Annotated in this window: 17 protein-coding genes; 6 read left to right on the plus strand and 11 right to left on the minus strand. The window is 69.1% G+C overall.

Going from position 1 to position 22100, the window contains the following annotated elements; translation table 11 throughout:
* The 4 genes from BN3794_RS10260 to BN3794_RS10275 form a co-directional block, all read right to left on the minus strand.
* The coding region (locus tag BN3794_RS10260) for a type VI secretion system Vgr family protein (RefSeq protein ID WP_147675818.1) at positions 1-962 on the minus strand (962 nt) is incomplete at its 3' end.
* A gap of 240 nt (positions 963-1202) precedes the next feature.
* Entirely contained in the window at positions 1203-5069 is a 3867-nt protein-coding gene (locus BN3794_RS10265) for a YhdP family protein (protein WP_066097242.1), read from the minus strand.
* 107 nt (positions 5070-5176) lie between these two features.
* Positions 5177-6655 (minus strand): ribonuclease G, encoded by a 1479-nt coding sequence (rng, locus tag BN3794_RS10270; protein WP_066097244.1) that lies wholly within the window; start codon positions 6653-6655, stop codon positions 5177-5179.
* 2 nt (positions 6656-6657) lie between these two features.
* Positions 6658-7260 (minus strand): Maf family protein, encoded by a 603-nt coding sequence (locus BN3794_RS10275; RefSeq protein WP_066097246.1) that lies wholly within the window; start codon positions 7258-7260, stop codon positions 6658-6660.
* Positions 7261-7388: 128 nt separating this feature from the next.
* Between BN3794_RS10275 and BN3794_RS10280 the strand changes: the two genes are divergently transcribed.
* Together BN3794_RS10280 and BN3794_RS15970 are read left to right on the plus strand one after the other, a co-directional pair.
* Positions 7389-8120: an SIMPL domain-containing protein gene (locus BN3794_RS10280; protein WP_066097248.1), complete on the plus strand. Its 732-nt coding sequence runs from the start codon at positions 7389-7391 to the stop codon at positions 8118-8120.
* Between the two features lie 655 nt (positions 8121-8775).
* Complete coding sequence (locus BN3794_RS15970) at positions 8776-11808, plus strand: TonB-dependent receptor (protein ID WP_078059709.1); 3033 nt, start codon at positions 8776-8778, stop codon at positions 11806-11808.
* Between the two features lie 81 nt (positions 11809-11889).
* Here BN3794_RS15970 and rlmH read toward each other — a convergent pair whose 3' ends face one another.
* From rlmH to BN3794_RS10320, 7 genes are all read right to left on the minus strand, one after another.
* Positions 11890-12360, minus strand: a complete 471-nt coding sequence (gene rlmH / locus BN3794_RS10290; protein ID WP_066097251.1) for a 23S rRNA (pseudouridine(1915)-N(3))-methyltransferase RlmH — start codon at positions 12358-12360, stop codon at positions 11890-11892.
* 47 nt (positions 12361-12407) lie between these two features.
* A complete protein-coding gene (gene rsfS, locus BN3794_RS10295) occupies positions 12408-12839 on the minus strand; it encodes a ribosome silencing factor (protein ID WP_066097252.1) in 432 nt (143 codons plus the stop codon).
* A 59-nt stretch (positions 12840-12898) separates the two neighbouring features.
* Entirely contained in the window at positions 12899-13576 is a 678-nt protein-coding gene (gene nadD, locus BN3794_RS10300; protein ID WP_066097253.1) for a nicotinate-nucleotide adenylyltransferase, read from the minus strand.
* Between the two features lie 89 nt (positions 13577-13665).
* Positions 13666-14700, minus strand: a complete 1035-nt coding sequence (gene holA, locus BN3794_RS10305; protein WP_066097254.1) for a DNA polymerase III subunit delta — start codon at positions 14698-14700, stop codon at positions 13666-13668.
* 4 nt (positions 14701-14704) lie between these two features.
* Positions 14705-15274 carry an LPS-assembly lipoprotein LptE gene (locus BN3794_RS10310; protein WP_066097255.1) on the minus strand — a complete coding sequence of 190 codons (570 nt, stop codon included), beginning with the start codon at positions 15272-15274 and terminating at the stop codon, positions 14705-14707.
* Between the two features lie 363 nt (positions 15275-15637).
* Positions 15638-18280, minus strand: a complete 2643-nt coding sequence (leuS, locus tag BN3794_RS10315; protein WP_066097256.1) for a leucine--tRNA ligase — start codon at positions 18278-18280, stop codon at positions 15638-15640.
* A gap of 51 nt (positions 18281-18331) precedes the next feature.
* Complete coding sequence (locus BN3794_RS10320; protein ID WP_066097257.1) at positions 18332-18928, minus strand: DUF998 domain-containing protein; 597 nt, start codon at positions 18926-18928, stop codon at positions 18332-18334.
* 106 nt (positions 18929-19034) lie between these two features.
* Between BN3794_RS10320 and trxA the strand changes: the two genes are divergently transcribed.
* The 4 genes from trxA (at position 19035) to BN3794_RS10340 (ending at position 22052) form a co-directional block, all read left to right on the plus strand.
* Positions 19035-19895 (plus strand): thioredoxin, encoded by an 861-nt coding sequence (trxA, locus tag BN3794_RS10325; RefSeq protein WP_066097258.1) that lies wholly within the window; start codon positions 19035-19037, stop codon positions 19893-19895.
* A 108-nt stretch (positions 19896-20003) separates the two neighbouring features.
* Positions 20004-20471 (plus strand): DUF4442 domain-containing protein, encoded by a 468-nt coding sequence (locus BN3794_RS10330; RefSeq protein WP_066097259.1) that lies wholly within the window; start codon positions 20004-20006, stop codon positions 20469-20471.
* Between the two features lie 113 nt (positions 20472-20584).
* Positions 20585-21250 (plus strand): DUF502 domain-containing protein, encoded by a 666-nt coding sequence (locus BN3794_RS10335; protein WP_066098785.1) that lies wholly within the window; start codon positions 20585-20587, stop codon positions 21248-21250.
* A 4-nt stretch (positions 21251-21254) separates the two neighbouring features.
* Entirely contained in the window at positions 21255-22052 is a 798-nt protein-coding gene (locus BN3794_RS10340; protein WP_066097260.1) for a queuosine precursor transporter, read from the plus strand.
* The last annotated feature ends 48 nt before the right edge of the window (positions 22053-22100 follow it).

Below are 22100 nucleotides of genomic sequence, written 5' to 3' on the forward strand. Positions count from 1 at the left end.
CCGCCGAACCGGTCATGCGCGGCCAGCGCGAAGGTGGCACCGGCCTGCAGCTGGCGGCCGCTGCCTGCGCCGGCGTGCACGCGGCGGGTCAGGCGCAGGGCGTCCAGGCGCGCCTGGGCGGCTGCCACGGCCTGCTCGCCGGTAGGCAAGGCGCCGCTGCGCGGGGCGACGAAGATCTCCAGTGCCGGCAGCTCCGGCTCCTCCGCGGAGGCCTGGCCGGACACCGCGCCGACCTGCTCGCTGTGCCAGCTGGCGACGACCGCGGCATTGGGCGCGATGCGGCGCTGCTCGCCGAAGGCGGTGATGGCATCCTCGGCCTCGGCATAGTCGGCGCGATGGAAGCGCAGCGTACCGGTATCGGCCAGTTCGGCCTGCGGGTCGAACACCACCAGCGTGTGCGCGGCCTCCCCGTCCTGCGCCTGCTCGTAGCGCCAGGCCAGGCCTGCGTTAGCCAGCAGCCGGGTGACGAACCGTGCGTCGGTCTCGCGGTACTGGGTGGTGATCGCCGGCACGGGCAAGTGGGCGGCCACGTCGAAGCGGTAGCTGGCCTGCGGGTAGTCCGCGAAGACCTGCGTGCAGATCGCACGCACGTCCATCTCCTGGAAGATCACCGCATTGCGGCGCAGGCCCAGCAGCGCCGTCCACGGCTCCATGACCAGCCGGTAACGCGCCAGGCCGCCGTCGCCGCCGAGGCTGTCCACGCCGGTGCACAGGCCGTGCCAGCGGCGCAGGCCGCCATCGGCACGCGCCAGTTCCAGCACCAGCGGTTGCTCGAGCAGGTCTTCCACCGGCAGGAACGCCGACGTCGCCAGGCAGTCGATCTCGAAGCGGAACGGCGCGCAGACCCGTTCCTGGCCCGTGAACCTCTCCACCACCAAGCCCGGCAACGGGGAATGCAGTTGGATCAGGCGCGACTGCTGCGAGGGTGCGGCCAGGCGCGCCAGTGCTGCGGATACGTCCATATTGTCCTTCTCCATGACCATGGCCCTTGCGGGACATGCCGGGCCAGTTATACCAGAGCCCGGACGGCGATGGCCGCGTCCGCATGCCCCGGGAGCGGTCAGTGCGTGATGTCCGTTCCAGTCGCGGCGCCCGGTACATGGCGCCCCTGCCCACTGCGTCGCAGCAGACCATCTCGGACTTCGAGCCGGGGAGCGGAGAAGGTTTCCGCGCGCCGCTTCTGCCCGTTCGCAACAGTTGGATCAGCGGCCGGAGGCCGCTCCCGGGCGGCCCTTGGACGCGTCGCGTTCGATGACGTCCACCTTGGGCTCCTTCCACGGGCCGGTGACGTGGTAGGTGCGCGCGCCGATCTCGCCCAGCGGCCGGGACAGCACCGCGTTGGCGGCCGCGCCCACCGCCGCGCCCACCGGCCCGCCGGCCACCGCGCCGACCACGGTGAGCAGGTTGCCGGCCTTCGGGTTCACGTCCACGGTCTGGTCGAAGGTCTCGCTGCGCAGGTCGGCCTGGCCGCGCAGGGTGATGTCCGCGGCCGGGCCGATCATCGCGATGCGGTCCGTGCGCGCCAGGCCGTCGCCGAACTTCAGGGTGCCTTCCACCCTGTTGAAGGCCAGGCCCTTGGAGAAGAAGTCGCGGAAATCGAACATCACCCGCCGCGGCAGCTGGGCGATGCTGAGCAGGCCGAGCACGCGCCCGGCCCCGGGGTCCACTTCCAGCAGCTGGCCGTTGCGCACCTCGCCGTGCAGCTGCCCCTGCAGGCTGGCCAGGGCGAAGGCGGTGGGGCCGCCGGGCCAGGCCAGGTCCAGGTCCAGCGTGCCCTCGCCGCCGCGCAGCTGGCCACCGTAGCCCAGGTCCTGCATGAACCCGCCCATGTCGCGGGTCTGGATGTGGGTGACCAGGTGGGTGCGGGCGCCGCCGTCCTTGCCCAGCCACTGGCCGGTGACGTTGATCGATTGCCGCGGCGCGCTCATCTGCAGGGTCTGCAGTTGCAGGCCGCCGCTCACCGGGTGGGTGCGCAACACCGCCGAACCCAGCTGCAACTTGCCGAAGCGCAGGTCGGCCACGTCCAGCGCCAGCGGCGGGATGCCGGCCGGGTCGGCCTGTTCGGCGCTCTGGCGGGTCTGCTCGGGCAGCGCCTCCACCAGCACCGAGCCGGTATGGATCACGTCCTGGCCCGGCGGCGGCGCCGGCGGCGGGTTGACCGCCTGCCACCACACCCGGTCCAACGTGCCGGAGACGGCGGCGCTGGGCGCATCGGGAACGCTCAGCGTCCCGGCGAGCGACGGCCCGGCCAGCCCGACCTGCAATCCCGCGCCCTGCGGCCGCAGTTGCAGGCGCGTGTCCGGGAACACGCCGCCGATCAGCAGCAACCGGTCCACCTGCACGTCGACGCGGTTCAACGGCAGCTCCTCGCCGGAAGCCGCGGTGTCCGCGGAGGCCGCCGGGCGGCGGGCCAGGCCGATCCAGTCCAGCGCATCGAGGGCGTCGGCATGCCCGTCCACGTCCAGGCCGTTGGCCGGCGGCTCGCCGGCCACCCGGTCGCTGCCCAGGGTCACGCGTACCCCGGTGTGCTTGCCTTCGGTGCGTGCGGCCAGGGCCAGGCGCTGGCCGAAGGCCACATCGACGCGGCCGGCCTCCAGCGGCAGGGCGGCCCGCACCTGCGTGGCCAGCGTCTCGCCGGCGGGCTTGGCCAGGGGCTGCGGGAACTCGAGCGCGGTACCGGCCAGGTCCGAGGCCAGGGTCAGCTGCGATGGCGCCGTCGCGCCGCCGGCAGCCGCCTTGGGCATCGTCACGCCGACGGTCCATGCCGAGGTGCCGTGGACGTAGGGCTTGAGCCACGCCAGTTCCGGCGCATGGTCGAGCAGCTCGTCGGCGGCCATGGCCGCGGTCAGCCGCGCTTCGAAGGCATTGGCCGGATCGCCGACCCCGCCGCCGGCAAGCAGCGACAGCGTACCCGGCTCGCCCTTGTGCACCACTGCCAGCGCCGGCGCGGAGAAGCCGCCGTCGTCGTAGTCCACCTGCCCGTGCACCTGGTCGAAGGCCAGGTCCCAGCGCTTGTCGGCCAGGTGGTCCCCGCGCAACGCGACCCGGCCGCGCAGGTGGCCGCCGCGCCCGTCCTCCAGCAGCGGCAACAGCAGGTCGAAGTCGGTGCTGGCCGGCCCGGACACGGACACGTTGTCCAGCGTGTCGGCATATTCGGCATGCAGCGGGCTCTGCTTCAGCATCTCCAGCAGGTGCGCGGTATCGCTGTCGGAGGCCGCGCGCACGTACAGGCGCGAGCTGGCGAAGTCGTCGATGCCGGCCTCCAGCCGCTGCACCTGCACGCCGGCCAGGCCACCGTTGCCGGCGATGCGGAAGCCGTTGCCGACGAAGGCCACGTCCGCTTCCAGCCCGGTCATCGCCGGCCAGTCGGGCTGGAAGCGCACGCGGCCATCGCGGATGTGGCCGGTGGCTTCGAAGCGGCCGTTGCGGTCGTTGAAGGGCCAGTCGTCCAGGTCGCCCACCACCAGCCCGGTGCCGCCGGTGATGGTGCCGCCGGCCAGGGCCGTGTCCAGCCAGTCGATGGTGGCCCGGCTCATCTCCGAATGGATCCAGAACTTGCGTGCCACCGTCACCGCGGTGTCGTCGATCTTCGCCGCCAGGCCGATCCACGGCCGCGTGCCATCGCCCTGGAACCACAGCCCGCCACGCACCTCGGCACCGTAGTCCGGCGCCTGCACGCGCAGCGCCGGCGTGGCCACCTGCCAGCCCTGCCCCTGGCGCCAGCCGACGATGCTGCCGGCCAGGTGCAGCTCGTGCACCACGCCGAAACCGGTGGGCCAGTCGAAGCGTACCGTCGCCTGCGCATCCGGATCGAACTGCAGCGCCTGCGCGTCGCCATGGAAGCGCCCGCGCAAGCCGCTCAGGCCCGGGGCCCGGCCCACCGCGGCGAAGCCCAGCGCGTCCAGCCGGCCGCTGGCGCGCATTGGCCCGCCGGCCAGGCCGGCCACCTCGACATCGGCCAGGCGCAGTTGCGGATGCGCCTGCAGCAGCCAGCGCCGGGTGTCGTCGGGCACCTGCCCGGCCAGCGCCAGCAGCGGCAGCAGCGGCGAGGCGTCCAGGGTCCTGGCGGCCAGTGCCCAGCGGCGGCCGCCGGCGAGCAGCAGGCCGTCCAGTTGCTGGCGGCGGCCGGCGGCATCCACGCGCAGGCTGGGCACGTCCACGCGCCAGCCTGCGTCGCCGCGGCTCCAGCGTGCCCGGCCCTGGACCCGGTCCAGGCCGGCCGCCACCGGCGTTCCGGCCAGCGGGGCGCCGGCCAGCCGCAGCTGGCGCAGGTCCGCATCCAGGGTCACCGCCTGCAGCTGGCGCGCACGTACCTGCGCCCAGGCCTGGACCCGGCCCTGGCCCTGCACCGGGTGAGGCCACGATGCCGGCCACAGCGGGGTCCAGGCCGCGAAATCGGTCGGCCGCGCCTGCACGTAGAACTGGCCGTCGCCGCGGCTGCGCGAGAGGTCGAGCACGCCCTCCAGCGGGGCGGCCGCCGGGTCGATCCAGGCACGCGTGCCCACGCGCAGGCGGTCGCCCTGGACGCGCAGGCGCAGGTCCACCTGCGGCAGGCGGGCCTGCCATTGCAGCGACGGGACCGACAGCTGCAGCCGCGCCTGCACCAGCTGCAGCTCGCCCAGCCGCTGCAGCGTGTCCAGCGGATCGGCCTCGCCGCTATGCGGCAGGCCCTGCACGCTCCAGCTGCCGTCGTCGGCGCGCACCAGCTGCAGCGACACCCCGCGCAGGCGCAGTTCGGTCAGGGCGTGGTCCGGCAGCAGGCCGGCGTAGATGGACACCAGCACCTCGGCCTGGCCGATGGCCAGCCCGGGCGCACGGCCGATGCGCAGGCCGTCCAGCTGCAGCAGCGGGCCGCGCCGGGTCCAGCGCGTGGCGATGCGGTCGAAACTCACCGGCTGGCCGGCGCGTGCGCTCAGCCACGCCGCCACCTGCTGCGGATGGCGCTGCACCAGCGGCAGCAGCTGGCTGGCCATGCCGGCCAGCAGCGCCGCGCCCACCAGCAGGCCGGCGGCGGCGTAGAACGCGAGCCGCCGCAGCCGGGCGATCGGGTAGCGCGGGAACAGGCTCATCTCAACGACCGGCCACGCAAGGACGCAGGTATCCCGGCACCGTCAGCATGCACGGACCGGCGATATCCGGTCCTGGCGGCGACGGCCGCGGCCCACGATCCGGCACCTCACAGCAGCACCACGTCGAACTGCTCCTGCAGGTACTGCTCGTCGGCCTGGAAGCGGATGGTCTTGCCGAGGAACTCCTCCAGCTCGGCCACCGCCACCGACTCCTCCTCGGTGATGCGCGCGACCACCTTGGGCGAGGCGATCACCAGCAACCGCGCCGCCTCGAACTGGCGGGTGGCGCGGGTGATCTCGCGGAAGATGTCGTAGGTGACGGTCTCGGCGGTCTTGATGCTGCCGCGGCCGCCGCATTCCGGGCACGGCTCGGACAACTGCCGCTCCAGGCTCTCGACGGTGCGCTTGCGGGTCATCTCCACCAGGCCCAGCGGCGAGAAGTCGTACACCGTGGTCTTGGCATGGTCGCGCGCCAGCGCCTTCTCCAGCGTGCGCAGCACCTGGCGGCGGTGCTCGGCATCGGTCATGTCGATGAAATCGATGATGATGATGCCGCCCAGGTTGCGCAGCCGCAGCTGGCGCGCCACCGCCTGCGCCGCCTCCAGGTTGGTGCGGTAGACGGTCTCCTCCAGGTTGCGCTGGCCGAGGAACGAGCCGGTGTTCACGTCGATGGTGGTCATCGCCTCGGTCTGGTCGATGACCAGGTAGCCGCCGGACTTGAGCGGCACCTGCTTGTCCAGCGCGCGGGCGATCTCGTCCTCGACCCCGTACAGGTCGAAGATCGGTCGGTCGCCGGCGTACAGCTCGATGCGCTCGGCCAGCACCGGCATGTACTTGGCCACGAACGCCTGCAGCTGCGCGAAGGTCTCGCCGGAATCGACCTTCACCTTCTCCACGTCCTTGCGGATCAGGTCGCGCACCGCGCGCAGCGGCAGGCTCAGGTCCTCGTAGATCATCGTGCACGACGGCGCCTCGCGGCCGCGGCGCTCGACCACGTTCCATACCCGCGACAGGTAGGCCAGGTCCTCGGCGATGGCCTCGGCCGGCTGGCCCTCGGCGTTGGTGCGCACGATGTAGCCGTAGCCACCGTACTGCGCGGCCAGCTCGGCGACGATGCCCTTCAGGCGTGCGCGCTCGGCCTCGTCCTCGATGCGCGCGGACACGCCGATGCTGTGCGACTGCGGCAGCAGCACCAGGTAGCGCGAAGGGATGGAGATCTGCGTGGTCAGGCGCGCCCCCTTGCTGCCGATGGGATCCTTGACCACCTGTACCACCACGTCCTGGCCGTCGCGCAGCAGCTCGACGATGGGCATCGAGGCCGGCCCTTCCACCGGGCCGTCCTCGCCCGGCGTGGGCGTGGTGCGGACGATGTCGTTGGCGTGCAGGAACGCGGCGCGCTCCAGCCCGACCTCGACGAAAGCCGCCTGCATGCCGGGCATCACCCGCTGCACGCGACCCTTGTAGATGTTGCCGACCACCCCGCGCCGCCAGCCGCGCTCGATGTGCAGCTCCTGCAGCATGCCGTTCTCGATCACGGCCACCCGTGTCTCGCGCGGTGTCACGTTGACCAGGATTTCCTCGGACACCCTCATCTCCCCTTGGCGCCGGCATCGGGGCCGGGCACGGTGAATCCGGCCCGGCGCAGCAGCTCGGCGGTTTCGTACAGCGGCAGGCCCATCACCCCGGAATAACTGCCGTCCAGGTGGCGCACGAAGCAGCCGGCCACGCCCTGGATGGCATATGCCCCGGCCTTGCCCATCGGCTCGCCGGTGGCCACGTAGTCGTCGATCTGGGCCGGGGACATCGATGCGAAACCGACCTCGGAGACCACCCGGCCGGTCAGCTCGCGGCCATGGCCGACCAGCGCCAGCGCGGTCACCACCCGGTGGGTGCGCCCCGCCAGCGAGGCCAGCATCTCGCGCGCGCTGGCCGCATCGGCCGGCTTGCCGTAGACGCGATCGTCCAGCACCACCTCGGTGTCCGCTCCCAGCACCCAGGCCTGCGGATCGTCCGTGGCGGCCTTCTCCAGCCCGGCGCGGGCCTTGTCCAGCGCGACGCGGGCGACGTAGCCATCCGGGGTTTCGCCGGGCGCACGCAGCTCCGGCACGTCCAGGTCGACGGCCGAGAACGGCACGCCCAGGCGCGCGAGCAACGCATGGCGGCGGGGGGAGCGGGAAGCCAGATGCAGCATGGATCAAGCATAACCCGCCCGGCCTGACTGGACGGCGCCGCGCGCGCCGCGGCGGCGGGTCTCACGGCCCATTCATGGCCTCGCCGCCACCCTTGTCGCCGCCTGTTCAGGAACCCCGAGGATCGACAATGCACAAGACCCCGCTGCGGCCGTTGCTGCTGGCCCTTGCCCTGGCTCTGGGAGCGCCGATGACCACCTTCGCCCAATCCGCCGCGACGGCCCCGCTGGCCGCCGATGCCACGCAGCTCAACGTGTCCGTCCAGGCCGAGGTCAGCCGGGTCCCCGACGTCGCCGGCCTGTCCGCCGGCGTGGTCACCCAGGCCGCCGACGGCAATGCCGCCATGCGCCAGAACGCCGAGCAGATGAGCCGGGTCATGGCCGCGCTGCGGGCCGCCGGCATCGCCGAGCGCGACGTCCAGACCAGCGGCGTGCGCCTGGCCCCGCAGTACCGCTACGCCCAGGGCAAGGCCCCGGCGATCACCGGCTACCAGGCCACCAACACGGTCCGGGTGAAGGTGCGCGACATCGCCGGGCTGGGCAAGGTGCTCGACGCGCTGGCCGCCAACGGCGCCAACCAGATCAACGGGCCGTCCTTCGACATCGACGACCCGGCGCCGCTCTACGACCAGGCCCGCCAGGACGCCGTGCGCCAGGCCCAGCGCCGCGCCGAGCTCTACGCCAAGGCGCTCGGGCTGCGCGTGCGCCGCGTGGTCAGCATCGCCGAAAGCGGCGGTGCCCGCCCGATGCCGGTGATGATGATGGCCCGCGCCGCCGCCGCGCCCGAAGCCGACACCCCGGTCGCCCCCGGCGAGACCACCCTCTCGGTGAACCTGGACGTGACGTTCGAGCTGGGGCGCTGAGCGGGCCACCCGCCTCAAGCGCACTTGTCTGAGTGCAAGGCCCCCCTGGCGAACAGGACTGAAAAATCGATGGTCGCAACCTCGATGCCTCCCCGGGATGTCCCTCGGAACAGCGACAGGTGAGCGCTGAGCGAACCGGACCCGGTTAAGGGGGGCAATGCGACTCGGTCTTCACCTGAGTTCTTTCCCTGCGTTCTTGTTCTTCCCCCGGAGCTTGGGGGTCTGTCATCAGGACAGACGTAATGACCTACGCTCCGTGGCTGCACCCACGGAACCAAAGTTTCCTGCGCAGACATCGCGGCGTAGGGCTGCGGCATAGCCGTGCCTCGACCGTCAGCATCAATTGAGAGAAGGCCGGACAAATCCCCGGGATCCACTGGTGTCTCTTCACCTGGACGTCTTCTCGACCGGCCAAGGAACCGCGTTGCGGACTTCCTGGTTCAGCCATTGACGCGGTCCGGGGACAAGCTGAGACCCAATTGGGATGTCCAAGTGACACATGTGTCGTCTGCGACGATTGTTAGCAACATGTTGTCTTGTCGGCACATTGGGGTTAGGGTTTGGTTAAGCTTGCTCTCGATGAGCTTGCCCGAGCTTTATAAGCTATTGATAAAATTGAAATTTACATTGCCGAGGCTTTGGAGAGAGACCCCCAATGAAGCGACACACCAACGCAAACGCAGCAAAATTGAAGCGCACCGCCCTAGCCGTCATGCTGGGTGCCTGTCTCGCCAATGGGACCGCATTGGCCCAGAGTACGTCCGGCGATATCGTCGGCAACGTCAGCGGCGCCAGCGGACAGACCGTTCAGATCCGGAGCTTGGACTCGGGCATCACCCGTCAAGCGGTAATCAGTGCTGATGGCCGGTTTCGCGCTTCCTCTATACCTACTGGTCAATACGAAGTAACGGTCGCCGGCAAGACCACCACGGTCACCGTTATTGCAGGCCAGGCGGCAACAGCCCAGTTCGCCGATGCAACCCGCCTAGACACCATTACTGTTAAGGGTACTGGGCCGAACAGCATTGATCTAAGCAGTGTCGAAACCCGTACCACCTTCACGGCGCAGCAGCTCAATACACTCCCCGTCTCCCGAGACGTTACCAGTGTCTCGTTGCTGACCCCGGGCACGGTCGCAAGCAGTGGTTACTTCGGACCCGCCTCATTTGGCGGTGCATCAGCAGCCGAAAATAGCTATTACGTTAATGGATTCAACATTACGAATCTTTACGATAGTTTGTCTTTCTCCGAAGTTCCATATCAGGCTATCGATCAGCTTGATATCCAGACCGGCGGCTATGGCGCCCCGTTCGGTTTTTCCACGGGCGGTGTTACGAGCGTTAACACCAAGCGCGGCACCAATGAATGGAAAGGCGGCTTCAGCTGGGCTGGTGTACCTTCCAGCCTGAGGGAAAATATCGATAAAAATTATCGGACGGATGGAAGCCTGTACCGGTCTTACGATAATAACAGCAGTAGCTCCAATAACTACACAGCGTGGGTAGGCGGGCCGCTGATTCAGGACAAGCTGTTCGTCTTCGCGCTGGGAGAATTCGCAAAATCCAATAACACCACCTATGGCTCGCGTGTCGGCAGCCAGGCGCGCGATGCCAGCGGCAATCCGGTAATTCCCACATCGTTGAGCACAACGGGATACGATTACGAGTCGAAGACTCCCTATTGGCTGGTCAAGCTAGACTGGTATCCCAACGACAGCAACCATGTCGAGTACACGGGCTTTGATAACAGCCGCCGTTATACTTACGATTACTATAACGCTGCGTATAGCAGCGCTGATAGCAGCGGTAACCCGTCAAAAACCAGCTATCTCGGTCAGTTGGTTGGAAAAAGTGGGGGCCGGACCGATATCTTCAAGTGGACCAGCTATCTGACTGATGACCTCACTGCCTCTCTGCAATATGGGCGCATGCGCAATCAGAGTTCGCAGTTCACGATCAGTCCTGATGGGGTGATGAGCTATTACGATGGCGAAATCAATAGCCCGGCGGGAACCTGCCCTTATGTGATCGGTACATCGGGAGCCCAGATTGGTTGTGCAGTTGCCAGCTCCGTGGATATGAAGGGAGGATCCAACGAGCGCAAGACCTATCGCCTGGATCTTGACTGGCAGCTTGGCGACCACAAGATTGGATTTGGCTATAGCGACGAAAAGTGGGACTCGGAAGCCGGCTCGTCTTATTCCGCTGGCGCCTACTGGCGGCTATATTCGGCAGGGTATGCCATGCTGGTCAACTACCGTACCGGCGGCACGGTCGGAATTGACCAGAAGTCCTGGTATCTGGACGACCACTGGCAGATTACTGACAATTTCCTGCTTTATGCCGGCATTCGTAACGACTCGTTCGATAACAAGAATGGCTCGGGGGCTAGCTTCGTCAAGCAGGACAACATCTGGCAGCCTCGCTTTGGCTTTACTTGGGACCTGACCGGCAACGGCAATAGCAAGCTGTATGGTTCTCTGGGACGTTATTCGCTACCCATTGCTGCCAATGTCGCTTTGCGCGCCGCATCCGCCTCTTATTACACCGTGGCGTATTACACCTATTCAGGCTACGACGCCACTACAGGCGTGCCTAATGTGACGGGCCCCTTTAATGGCGGCGCGTATGATTACGTCGTCAATGGCGAGGATGGCAGCACTCCTGATCCCAAGGCCGTGGCAGCGAAGGGCTTGAAGCCCTACACCCAGGACGAGGCCATTCTCGGTTACCAGTATGATCTGTCTTCCAATACTGACTGGCTAAACGGCTGGACTTTGAGTGCAAAGGCCACCTATCGTCGCATCAACAACGTCATCGATGACACCTGCGATGTACGTTCTCTCTACGATGCGGCAACTGCAGCCGGCTATACACTTTCCAACTGGGAGGACGAGTGGACCATTCCCGATGGCCTGCCTGGGTGCTATTTGTTCAACCCCGGTAAGGACATGACTCTGACCCTCGACGTTGATGGTGACGGCCAGGGCGACACCATTACCGTGCCAGGATCGACCCTGGGCCCCAAGGCCAAGCGCACGTACAAGGCGTTGACGCTGGGTGCGGAGAAGCATGTCGACCGCTGGTATGCCAGCCTGACCTATACGTGGTCCAAGTTGCAGGGCAACTACGAAGGTCTAGTCAAGAGCACCAATGGTCAGGATGATACGGGCACGACCTCGGACTTCGATTTTGCCGAGATCATGTACGGCGCAGATGGCTATCTCTTCAATGACCATCGCCATAGCTTCAAGCTTTATGGCGGCTTCAAGTTCAATGATGAATGGCAGGTAGGCGCTAACATCTTGGTTCAATCCGGCGCCCCGATCAGCTGCCTTGGTGGTGGATATGGCACCTTCGGTACCGAGTATGGATACTCGGGCGTATTCCATACATGCAATAGCGACAACATTGGAAACGAAGAAATTTCTAAGCTGGGCACGGCTGGACGCACTCCTTGGACCGCGACCTTCAGCCCGAACGTCGTTTATACCCCCAAGTGGCTCGAAGGTCTGAGCGTACAGCTTTCTGTACTCAATGCTTTCAACTCGATCAAGCCGTTGCAGGTGTTCGAAACCAAGTATGGCCTCTCCTCGAGCGGCACCATTACTGACTACTACAACTACAAGGTCGGGAAATACTACACGACCCCTCGATATGTCCGCTTCCAGGTCCAATACGACTGGTAAGTCGACTTTCCTGGCTGTATAGTTAAAAAGAAAAGGCCGCCCAATGGGCGGCCTTTTCTCAATACTCTCATTCTTATATATTCATCCCCGATGGTACGGGTGATTGGCCAGCATTGCGCTGGCGCGGTAGAGCTGTTCGGCCACGACCAGGCGCACCAGCATGTGCGGCAGGGTGAGCGAGCCCAGCGACCAGGCCTCGTCGGCCGCGGCCTTCACTTCAGGGGCGTGGCCCTCGGGGCCGCCGATCAGAAAGGCCAGGTCGCGGCCCTGGCCACGCCAGAATTCCAGGCGCCGGGCCAGTTGTTCGGAGCTGAGCGGGCGGCCCGGGACATCGAGCGCCACCACCAGCGCGTTCCTGGGCAGGGCGGCCAGCACGCGGCGGCCCTCGTCCTCCATCGCCCGGCGCGGATCGCGTCCCTTGCCGCGCAGGCCGGGCTCCACCTCCACCAGCTCCAGCGGGAGCCAGTGCGACAGGCGCTTCTGGTATTCGGCGAAGCCCTCGGCCACCCAGCCGGGCGCGCGCTCGCCGGTGGCGATCAGGCGCGCCTTCATCGCGGACCGATGCGTTCAGGCCGGGGCACGACGACCAACGGCGAAGATCAGGAGGCGGCCGGCTCGGCCAGCGCCTCGTCCACGTCGGCCCCGGCACGCGGCGGCTGGTCGCCGACGGTCCACAGGCGCTCGAGCGCGTAGAACTCGCGCACGCGCGGCAGCATGACGTGGACGATCACGTCGCCCAGGTCCACCAGCACCCATTCGGCCTCGCGCTCGCCTTCCACGCCCAGCGGCATGACGTCGAGCTTCTTGGCGAACTTGACCACCTCGTCGGCGATCGACTTCACGTGGCGGCTGGAGGTGCCGGAGGCGATCACCAGGTAGTCCGCGACGCTGGACTTGCCGCGCACGTCGATTTCCACCACGTCGCGGGCCTTGAGCTCCTCCACGGCCGCACGCACGGTGGCGAGCAGGTCCTCGACGGAGGGGGCGGGAGTCGGCAGCTGGGTCTTGATGACTTGGGCTTGGCTGGTCAAGGCGGAAAAGCTCGATGGAAGTGGCGTGAATTATAGGAGAGCGGGCGTCGGTGCCGTGTTCAGGCTGCGCTGCCGTACAGGCCGTGGCCGGCGATGTAGCGGGCCACGGCAGCCGGCACCCGCGCCTGCCAGCCAGGATCGCCGGCGGCGATGAGCTCGCGCACCTGCGTGGCCGATTCGGGACGCAGCGGCTGGTGCATGACCCAGATGCGGCCGGCGGGCGCGCAAGACAAGTCCTCGCGGCGATCCGTCCTGGCCGTGGCCAGCCAGTCGGCCAGGGCCGGCGGCAGGTGTCCGGCCAGCGGGCTGTCGGCGCGCTCGGCCAGGACCAGGTGGGCCAGCCCGGGCAGCGCCTGCCATTCGTGCCAGCCCTCCAGGCCGGCGAAGCTGTCGGCTCCCATCAGCCAGGCGATGGGAAGCGCCGGGCCCCATTCGGCGCGCAGTTCGCGCAGGGTATCGACGGTGTAGGAAGGGCGTCCCGGCTGCCGCTGGGCACGGCGCAGCTCGCGGTCGTCGACGTACAGCCCCGGTTCGCCGGCGGTACCGAGCTCCAGCATGCGCAGGCGCTGGCGGGCATCGGCACCCGGGGGCGGGCGATGCGGGGGATCGGCCGCCGGCAGCAGCGCCACCGGTACCCCCAGTTCGTCGCGCGCGGCCCGGGCGATGGCCAGGTGCCCGTCGTGGAAGGGATCGAAGGTACCGCCGTAGTACAGATGGAGCCGGGACTGAGGCTGCATGGCGGAGTCAGGGGAGTCCGTCGGCGTTTGCGACGCCAGTTTCCCTGCGTGGTTGCCGGTCGCCGTCGCCATGCCCTCGTCCGGTCCCGTCAGGCGGTGAGCAGCGCGCCGGCCTTCGGCTCGGCCACCGCCAGCAGCAATCGCTCCAGCGCCACCCACGCGTCGCCCTGGCCGCGGCCCTTGGCGATGCGGTCGATGCGCGAGGCCTCGGCCAGGAAACGTTCCCAGCGCCGCGGATCGGGATGGCGCTGCAGCGCGCGCTTGAACGGCGCCTGCCGCGATTCCCAGATGCCCTGCTTCTTCATCTCGGCGCCGAGGTTGCCGCCGCGGGCCTGCACCTGCGCCAGGCCCGCGGTACGCAACAGCTCCCGGATCAGCACCGGCAACAGCGCGGCCACCGCCTCGCCCTCCCCGCGCAGGCCAGCGAGCATGCGCAGCGCCGGCGCGCCCTGGCCGGCGAGCATGACCTCGGCCAGGCGGAAGACGTCGTAGCGGGCGGCATCGGCGACCAGCGCCTCCATGCTGTCCACGTCCAGCTCGCGCCCCTCGGCCAGCAGGACGAGCTTGTCGATTTCCTGGGCGGCGGCCAGCAGGTTGCCCTCCACGCGCTCGGCCAGGCGCTGCACCGCCGCGGCGTCGGCGCGCAGGCCGCGCGCGCGCAGGCGCCGGCCGATCCAGTCCGGCAGCTCGTGCGGCTTGACCGCCCAGGCGATGGACACCACGCCCAGGCGCTCGACCGCCTCGGTCCACTTGCCGTGGTGCGCCTTGCTCCATTCGCCGGCGGTGATCAGCAGCACCACGTCCTGCGGCGGCCGCGCGCAGAATCCGGCGATGACCTCGGCGCCTTCCTTGCCCGGCTTGCCTCCGGGCAGGCGCAGCTCGACCAGGCGCTGGGCGCTGAACAGGCTGGGCGCATCGAAGCTGGAGGAGAGCTGGTTCCAGTCGAAATCGCGGCCGTCGGCATCGAACACCTCGCGCTCACCGATGCCCTGGGCACGGGCACGCGCGCGGATGGCGTCGGCGGCCTCGAGCACGCGCAAGGTCTCCGGCCCGGCGATCAGGTAGACCGGGGCCAGCGGCTGATCCTCGCCCTGCCCCGCCAATTGCTCCGGACGCAGTTCCACCGGATCAGGGCTTGGTGGCCGGCTCCGGCGCCGGCGCATGCCCGGCCGGGCTGGCCGGCAGGTGCTGCATCTGGGCGCGGGCGACGCTGTCGATGCGGCGCAGGATCGAGGCGGACATGTCGCGGCGCAGTTCGTCGGCCAGCAGCTCGCGCTCGGTCGCGGTACCGGTGGAATCGGTCGGCGGGGACAGGTAGTCGCGCGAAAGCTCGATCACCTGCTGCGGCACGAAGGCGGTGCCGTCGGGGCGGCGCAGCACGAACACCACCGCGTAGCGCAGGCTGTATTCCTGCGCGCGGCCCTCGGCATCGATGGCGATCGGCAGGTCGCCCCAGCGCTCGGACAGGACCTGCAGGTGCGAGTACCGGGCGTCGTTGGCCGGATCTTCGTCCTCGGTCACCTGCACCCCGGAGGCGCGCAGGCCGCGGTCGAGCAGCTTGACCAGCTCGCTGTAGGGCGAGGACGAGGTGATCTTCACCTCGGGCAGGTCGGCCGGCAGGACGAGCTTGCCGCGCAGGTGGAAACCGCAGCCGCCCAGGACCAGGGCGATGAACAGCACGGACAGGTATCGAGTCATGGCGACAAGTCTGGAGGAGGTGGGCAGCGGCGGCAACCGGCGACAGCATGGCCGGCGGCCACTGAACCGCGCGGCATGGCCGGCGATGCGCCGGTCATCGGGCGCGGGCCGACCGGCGCCACGGGGTGACCGCCCCGCGCTTTGCGCGCCGTGCGGGCGGCCGTGCGCTGAACCCGGGGGTGGCGTGATTGCCGCTTGAAACCAGGATCGTCCCGACCGGACGCCCCGCACCGCAGCCGCAACATGCGGCGCATGCACACGCCCCCGTTGGCGGGGCCGGACCCGCCCACGATGCCACGGCCCCACTGCCGAGAAGCCGCCGCAGGCCGGTGCGGGATCCGCCGCAGGCCACGGCCTGCGCGCTCAGCCGGCGACCAGGTTGACGATCTTGCCCGGCACCACGATGACCTTGCGGATGCTCAGCCCCTGCAGGAACTGGGCGGCATTGGGTTCGGCCCTGGCCAGGGCCTCGATCTGGTCCTTCGGCGCATCGGCGGGCACCTGGATGGTGCCGCGCAGCTTGCCGTTGACCTGCACCGCCAGGGTCACCGCGTCGCGCGCCAGCGCCTCGGCATCCGGCTGCGGGAACGGCACGTCCTCCAGCAGCGTGGCCGGGTGGCCCAGGCGCTGCCACAGGGCGTGGCAGGCGTGCGGGGTGATCGGGTTGAGCAGCAGCACCGCCGCCTCCAGCGCCTCCTGGCGTACCGCCCGCCCCTGCGCGCCGGCCTCCTCGAACTTGGCCAGCGCGTTGGACAGCTCCATCACCGCGGCGATGGCGGTGTTGAAGCTGCGGCGGCGGCCGTAGTCGTCGCCGACCCGGGCGATGGTCTCGTGGGTCTTGCGGCGCATCGCCTTGTGCGCATCGTCGAGCGCGGCCACGTCCAGGGCCGGTGCCGGCCCTTCGGCGGCATGCCGGTCCACCTGCGCCCACAGCCGGCGCAGGAAGCGCGCCATGCCGTCCACGCCGGCCTCGTTCCATTCCAGCGACTGCTCCGGCGGGGCGGCGAACATCGAGAACAGGCGCACCGTGTCGGCACCGTACTTGGCCACCATCGCCTGCGGGTCCACGCCGTTGTTCTTGGACTTGGACATCTTCTCGGTGCCGCCGATCTCCACCGGCGCGCCATCGGCCTTGAGCACCGCGCCGACCACGCGGCCCTTGTCGTCGCGCTGCACGTCCACGTCGGCCGGGTTGATCCAATCCTTCGAGCCGTCCGGGTTGGGGCGGTAGAACGTCTCGGCGATCACCATGCCCTGGGTCAGCAGGTTGGTGGCCGGCTCGTCGCTGTCCACCAGCCGCGCGTCGCGCATGAGCTTGTGGTAGAAGCGGAAGTACATCAGGTGCAGGATCGCGTGCTCGATGCCGCCGATGTACTGGTCCACCGGCAGCCAGTAGTTGCCGCGCTTGTCGACCATGTCCTTGGCGCCGGGCGAGGTGTAGCGCGCGTAGTACCAGCTCGATTCCATGAAGGTATCGAAGGTGTCGGTCTCGCGCTCGGCCGGGCCGCCGCACTCGGGGCAGGTGGTCTTGCGCCACTGCGGGTCGGTCTTGAGCGGCGAGCCGGTGCCGCTGAACTCGACGTTCTCCGGCAGCGTCACCGGCAGCTGCTCCTCCGGCACCGGCACCGCGCCGCAGGTGTCGCAGTAGATCACCGGGATCGGGCAGCCCCAGTAGCGCTGGCGGCTCACGCCCCAGTCGCGCAGGCGGTAGTTGACCCGGCGCTGGCCCTGGCCCTTGCGCTCGAAGCGCTCGGCCAGCGCCTCGAAGGCGCCCTGGAAATCCAGCCCGTCGAACTCGGCGGAATTGACCAGCTCGAATTCGCGGGTCTTGTCGCCGTACCAGTCGTGCCAGGTGGTCGGATCGTAGCTCGCCTCGGCCTCGGTGCGCGGGCGCTTGAGGGCGATGACCTGGCGGATCGGCAGGCCGTACTTGCGGGCGAACTCGAAGTCGCGCGCGTCGTGGCCGGGCACCGCCATCACCGCGCCGGTGCCGTAGCCCATCAGCACGAAGTTGGCCACCCACACCGGCACTTCCTCGCCGCTGATCGGGTGCACCGCCTTCAGCCCGGTGTCCATGCCGCGCTTTTCCTGGGTCTCCAGCTCGGCCTCGGACACCCCGCCCCTCTTGAGTTCCTCCAGGAACGCGGCCAGCGCCGGGTTGGACTGCGCGGCCTTCACCGCCAGCGGGTGCTCGCCGGCGATGGAGACGAAGGTCACGCCCATCACTGTGTCCGGGCGGGTGGTGAACACCCGCAGCGGTTCCGGTGCCGCGCCGGCGGCGCCGCGCACCTCGAACTGGATCTCCAGGCCCTCGGAGCGGCCGATCCAGTTGCGCTGCATGGTCTTGACCGAGTCCGGCCAGCCGTCCAGGGCATCGAGCCCGTCCAGCAGCTCCTGGGCATAGTCGGTGATGCGCAGGAACCATTGCGGGATCTCGCGCTTCTCCACCAGCGCGCCCGAGCGCCAGCCGCGGCCGTCGATGACCTGCTCGTTGGCCAGCACGGTCTGGTCCACCGGGTCCCAGTTCACCACCGCGTTGCGGCGGTAGGCCAGGCCCTTGCGCATCAACCGGGTGAACATGCGCTGCTCGTGCACGTAGTACTCGGGCCGGCAGGTGGCGAACTCGCGGGTCCAGTCGATGGCGTAGCCCAGCGACTTGAGCTGGCCGCGCATGTGCTCGATGTTCTTGTAGGTCCACTGCGCCGGCGGCACCTTGTGCTTGATCGCCGCGTTCTCGGCCGGCAGGCCGAAGGCGTCCCAGCCCATCGGCTGCAGCACGTTGTGGCCGGTCATGCGCTTGTAGCGGCTGATGACGTCGCCGATGGTGTAGTTGCGCACATGGCCCATGTGCAGCGCGCCGGACGGGTACGGCAGCATCGACAGGCAGTAGTACTTGGGCTTGTCGGACTCTTCCTTGACCTCGAAGGCATGGGTGTCCGCCCAGAACTGCTGGGCGGCGGCTTCGACCTGCTGCGGGTCGTAGGGGGCGGTTTCGGCGACGGACATGGAAAGCGGGCGAACCCGGTTGGGACAAACTCCAAAGAGTACCGCAGCGCGTCATGGCGCTCCAGTTTGGGCCGGCCGCCGCCGCAGCCAGGCCGTCGCCAGCGGCGCCCACGCCAGCCAGGCCAGGAAGGCGGCGCGCTGGGTCAGCGCCGGCACGCCCAGCGGGGCCAGGCCGAGCGCGACCACGCCCGCCGCGACCCAGGCGGCCACCCGCAGCCGGCCGCGGCCCAGGCCGGCGCCCGCCAGTACCAGTCCCAGCAGCGCCGCGATCCACCACAGCAGCCAGGCCAGCGCATGCAGGCGCCCGGCCGCGTTCTCCAGGTCCTGCGGCGCCCACGGCAGCAGCCCCTGCGCGACGAAGGCCAGCCCGGCGATCAGCAGCATCTGCGCGCCCAGGCGCGCGGCGCGTCCGCCCGCCGGCCCGCACCGCCGGCGCAGGCCGGCCGCGAACAGCGCCTCCAGCACGCCCGGCAGGACGAATCCGGCCAGGTTGAAGGCATCGGCACGGGGCACACCGCGCGCGCCGAGCAGGGCGACCGGGTGCCGCGCCTGTTCGAACCCCGGCAAAGCCAGCCCGAAACCGGCCAGCACCAGCACGAACAGCACCGGCGCGCCCCATGCCGCCGCCCGCCACATCCGCTCCGCCATCTCCCGCCACTCCCGCTCTCTTCCGCGCAAGCGCGCATTCTCGCGCGCTTGCATCCCGGCGCGGACGCCTCCATACATGGCGTCTCATTCGAACCCGGCGCTTCCCATGTCCGACAAGCCTCACGTATTCGACGCCACCACCGACACCTTCGAGACCGAGGTCCTGCAGAAATCGCTGCAGACCCCCGTGCTGGTGGACTTCTGGGCGACCTGGTGCGGGCCGTGCAAGACCCTGAGCCCGATCCTGGAGAAGCTGGCGGCCGAGTACCACGGCGCCTTCGAGCTGGCCAAGGTGGACGTGGACAAGGAACAGCAGATCGCCGCGGCCTTCCAGATCCGCTCGGTGCCGACCGTATTCCTGGTCAAGGACGGGCAGCTGGTGGACGGCTTCCCCGGCGCGCTGCCGGAAGGACAGCTGCGCGAGTTCCTCAAGCAGCACGGCATCGAGCCCGCGCCGGCACCGGCCGAGGAAGCCGAGCCCGAGCCGGCACCGCTCGACCCGCAGGCCGAAGTGGCGCGCCTGCGCGCGCTGGCCGAGGCCGAGCCGGACAATGCCGAGCATCGCCTCGACCTGGCCCTGGCGCTGCTCCACGTCGGCCAGGCCGAGGAGGCCGGCAAGCTGATCGAGGCGCTGCCGGCCAACCTGGCCACCGACGACCGCACCGTGCGCGCCAAGGCGCGGCTGGCCTTCGTCGCCGCGGCCAAGGACGCCCCGGCCGACGCCGAGCTGGAAGCGCGCATCGCCGCCGACCCGAAGGACCTGGCGGCGCGGCACCTGCTCGGCGTGCGGCGCCTGGTCGAAGGCCGCGACGCCGACGCGCTGGAACAGTTCATCGAGATGCTGCGCATCGACCGCGGCTTCGAGGACGGGCTGCCGCGCAAGCTGCTGATCGACGCCTTCCGCGTCGTCGACGACGCGGACCTGGTGGGGACCTACCGCCGCCGGATGTCCTCGCTGCTGTTCTGATCGCGGCCCCCGGGCCCGGCATCCGCCCGGGCCCCGGGGAGGCGCACCCCGCAGGAACATACTGCCGCGTATGGCAGAATCGCGGTCCATCCTGCCCTCGCCGCCGCCATGTCGCCCACCGTCTTCCGCCTCGGCCTGAACCTGTGGCCGCCGTTCCTGTTCACCGGCATCCACGTCACCGCGCTGGCGCCGGGCTGGCGCCATGCCCGGGTGGAACTGCGCCAGCGCTTCTGGAACTGCAACTACGTCGGCACCCACTTCGGCGGCAGCCTGTTCGCCATGACCGACCCGTTCTGGATGCTGCTGCTGATGCACCAGATCGGCCGCGACCATTTCGTCTGGGACAAGGCGGCCGAGATCGAGTTCGTCAAGCCCGGCCGCGGCACGGTGGCGACCGAGTTCACCCTCGACGAGGCCACCCTCGCGCAGATCCGCGCCGCCACGGCCAACGGCGAGAAGTACCTGCACTGGTTCACCAACGAGGTGGTCGATGCCGCCGGCGAGGTCGTCGCCCGCGTGCGCAAGCAGGTCTACGTGCGGCTCAAGCCGCGCGCGCGAACCCCGGGCGGGGGCTGAGCCGGACCCGGACCCGGACCCGGGCCGCCGGGCTTCGGCAAGGCCCATTCCGCCACAGCACCGTTGCGCCCAGGGCTATAGCCGCGGTGCGCCGCGCGCACGACAATACGCGCATGACCGAATCCCCCCCCCGCCCGTCCCTGCAACGCCTGTTCCTGACCGGCCTGCTGACCCTGCTGCCGCTGTGGCTGACCTGGGTCGTGGTCAAGTTCGTGTTCGTACTGCTGTCGGGGATCTCCAGCCCGATCGTGGTGCCGATGTCCGAACGCATCGCCGCCTCGTTCCCGCACTACCTGGGCTGGATCAAGGCGCTGTGGGTGCAGAACACCATCGCCATGGTCGCCACCCTGCTGGTGGTGCTGGCGGTGGGCATCCTCAGCCGGCGGGTGATCGGCCAGCGCCTGCTGGGCTGGTTCGAGGCGGTGATGCACCGCATCCCGCTGGCCAACATCGTCTACGACAGCGTGCGCAAGCTGCTGGACATCCTCCAGACCCAGCCGGGCAGCACCCAGCGCGTGGTGCTGATCGACTTCCCGCACCGGGACATGAAGTCGGTCGGCCTGGTCACCCGCGTCATCAAGGAGCACGGCACGGGACGGGAGCTGGCCGCGGTGTACGTGCCGACCACGCCCAACCCGACCTCCGGCTACCTGGAGATCGTGCCGGTGGAGCTGCTCACCCCCACCGACTGGACCGTGGACCAGGCGATGAGCTTCATCATCTCCGGCGGCGCCGTTTCCCCGGAGAGCGTGCCCTTCACGCGTACCGCGGACCGCTGAGGCGATGACCGATTCCACGCTCGACGACCGGGCCGTACGCCTGTTCATCGTGCTGGCCGCGTTCTTCTGCGCCAACGCGGTGCTGGCCGAGTTCATCGGCGTGAAGATCTTCGCGCTGGAGGACACCCTTGGCATCGCGCCGCTGGACTGGAACCTGTTCGGCCAGACCGGCTCGCTCAGCTTCACCGCCGGCACCCTGCTATGGCCGGTGGTGTTCGTGATGACCGACACCATCAACGAATTCTTCGGCCAGCGCGGCGTGCGCTTCATCTCCTGGGTGACCGTGGGCCTGATCGGCTACGGCTTCGTGTTCGCCTACGCGGCCATCCACCTGGCGCCAGCCGCCTGGTGGGTCGGCGCGGCACGCGGGCAGGGCGTGCCGGACTACCAGGCCGCCTTCGCCGCGATCTTCGGCCAGGGCATGTGGACCATCGCCGGCTCGCTGGCCGCATTCCTGATCGGCCAGCTGGTGGACGTGGTGGTGTTCCACCGCATCCGCCGCGCCACCGGCGAACGCCATGTCTGGCTGCGCGCCACCGGTTCCACCGCGGTATCGCAGCTGGTGGACAGCTTCGTGGTCATCTGGATCGCCTTCGTGCTCGGTCCCCAGCACTGGCCGGTGCCGCAGTTCCTGGCGGTGAGCACGGTCAACTATGCCTACAAGCTGCTGTGCGCGATCGCGCTGATCCCGCTGCTGTACCTGATGCGCCACGGCATCGACGCCTACCTCGGCCAGGAGCGCGCCACGCGCCTGCGTGCGGCCGCCGCCGCCGACGGCCCCGCCCTGCCTCGACATTCATGAGCGCGAGCGAACCCGGCGTCGCGGCGTGACCTTCGAGGCTGGCCGTGT

It is taken from the genome of Xanthomonas massiliensis (assembly GCF_900018785.1).
GTDB classification, from domain to species: Bacteria; Pseudomonadota; Gammaproteobacteria; order Xanthomonadales; family Xanthomonadaceae; genus Xanthomonas_B; species Xanthomonas_B massiliensis.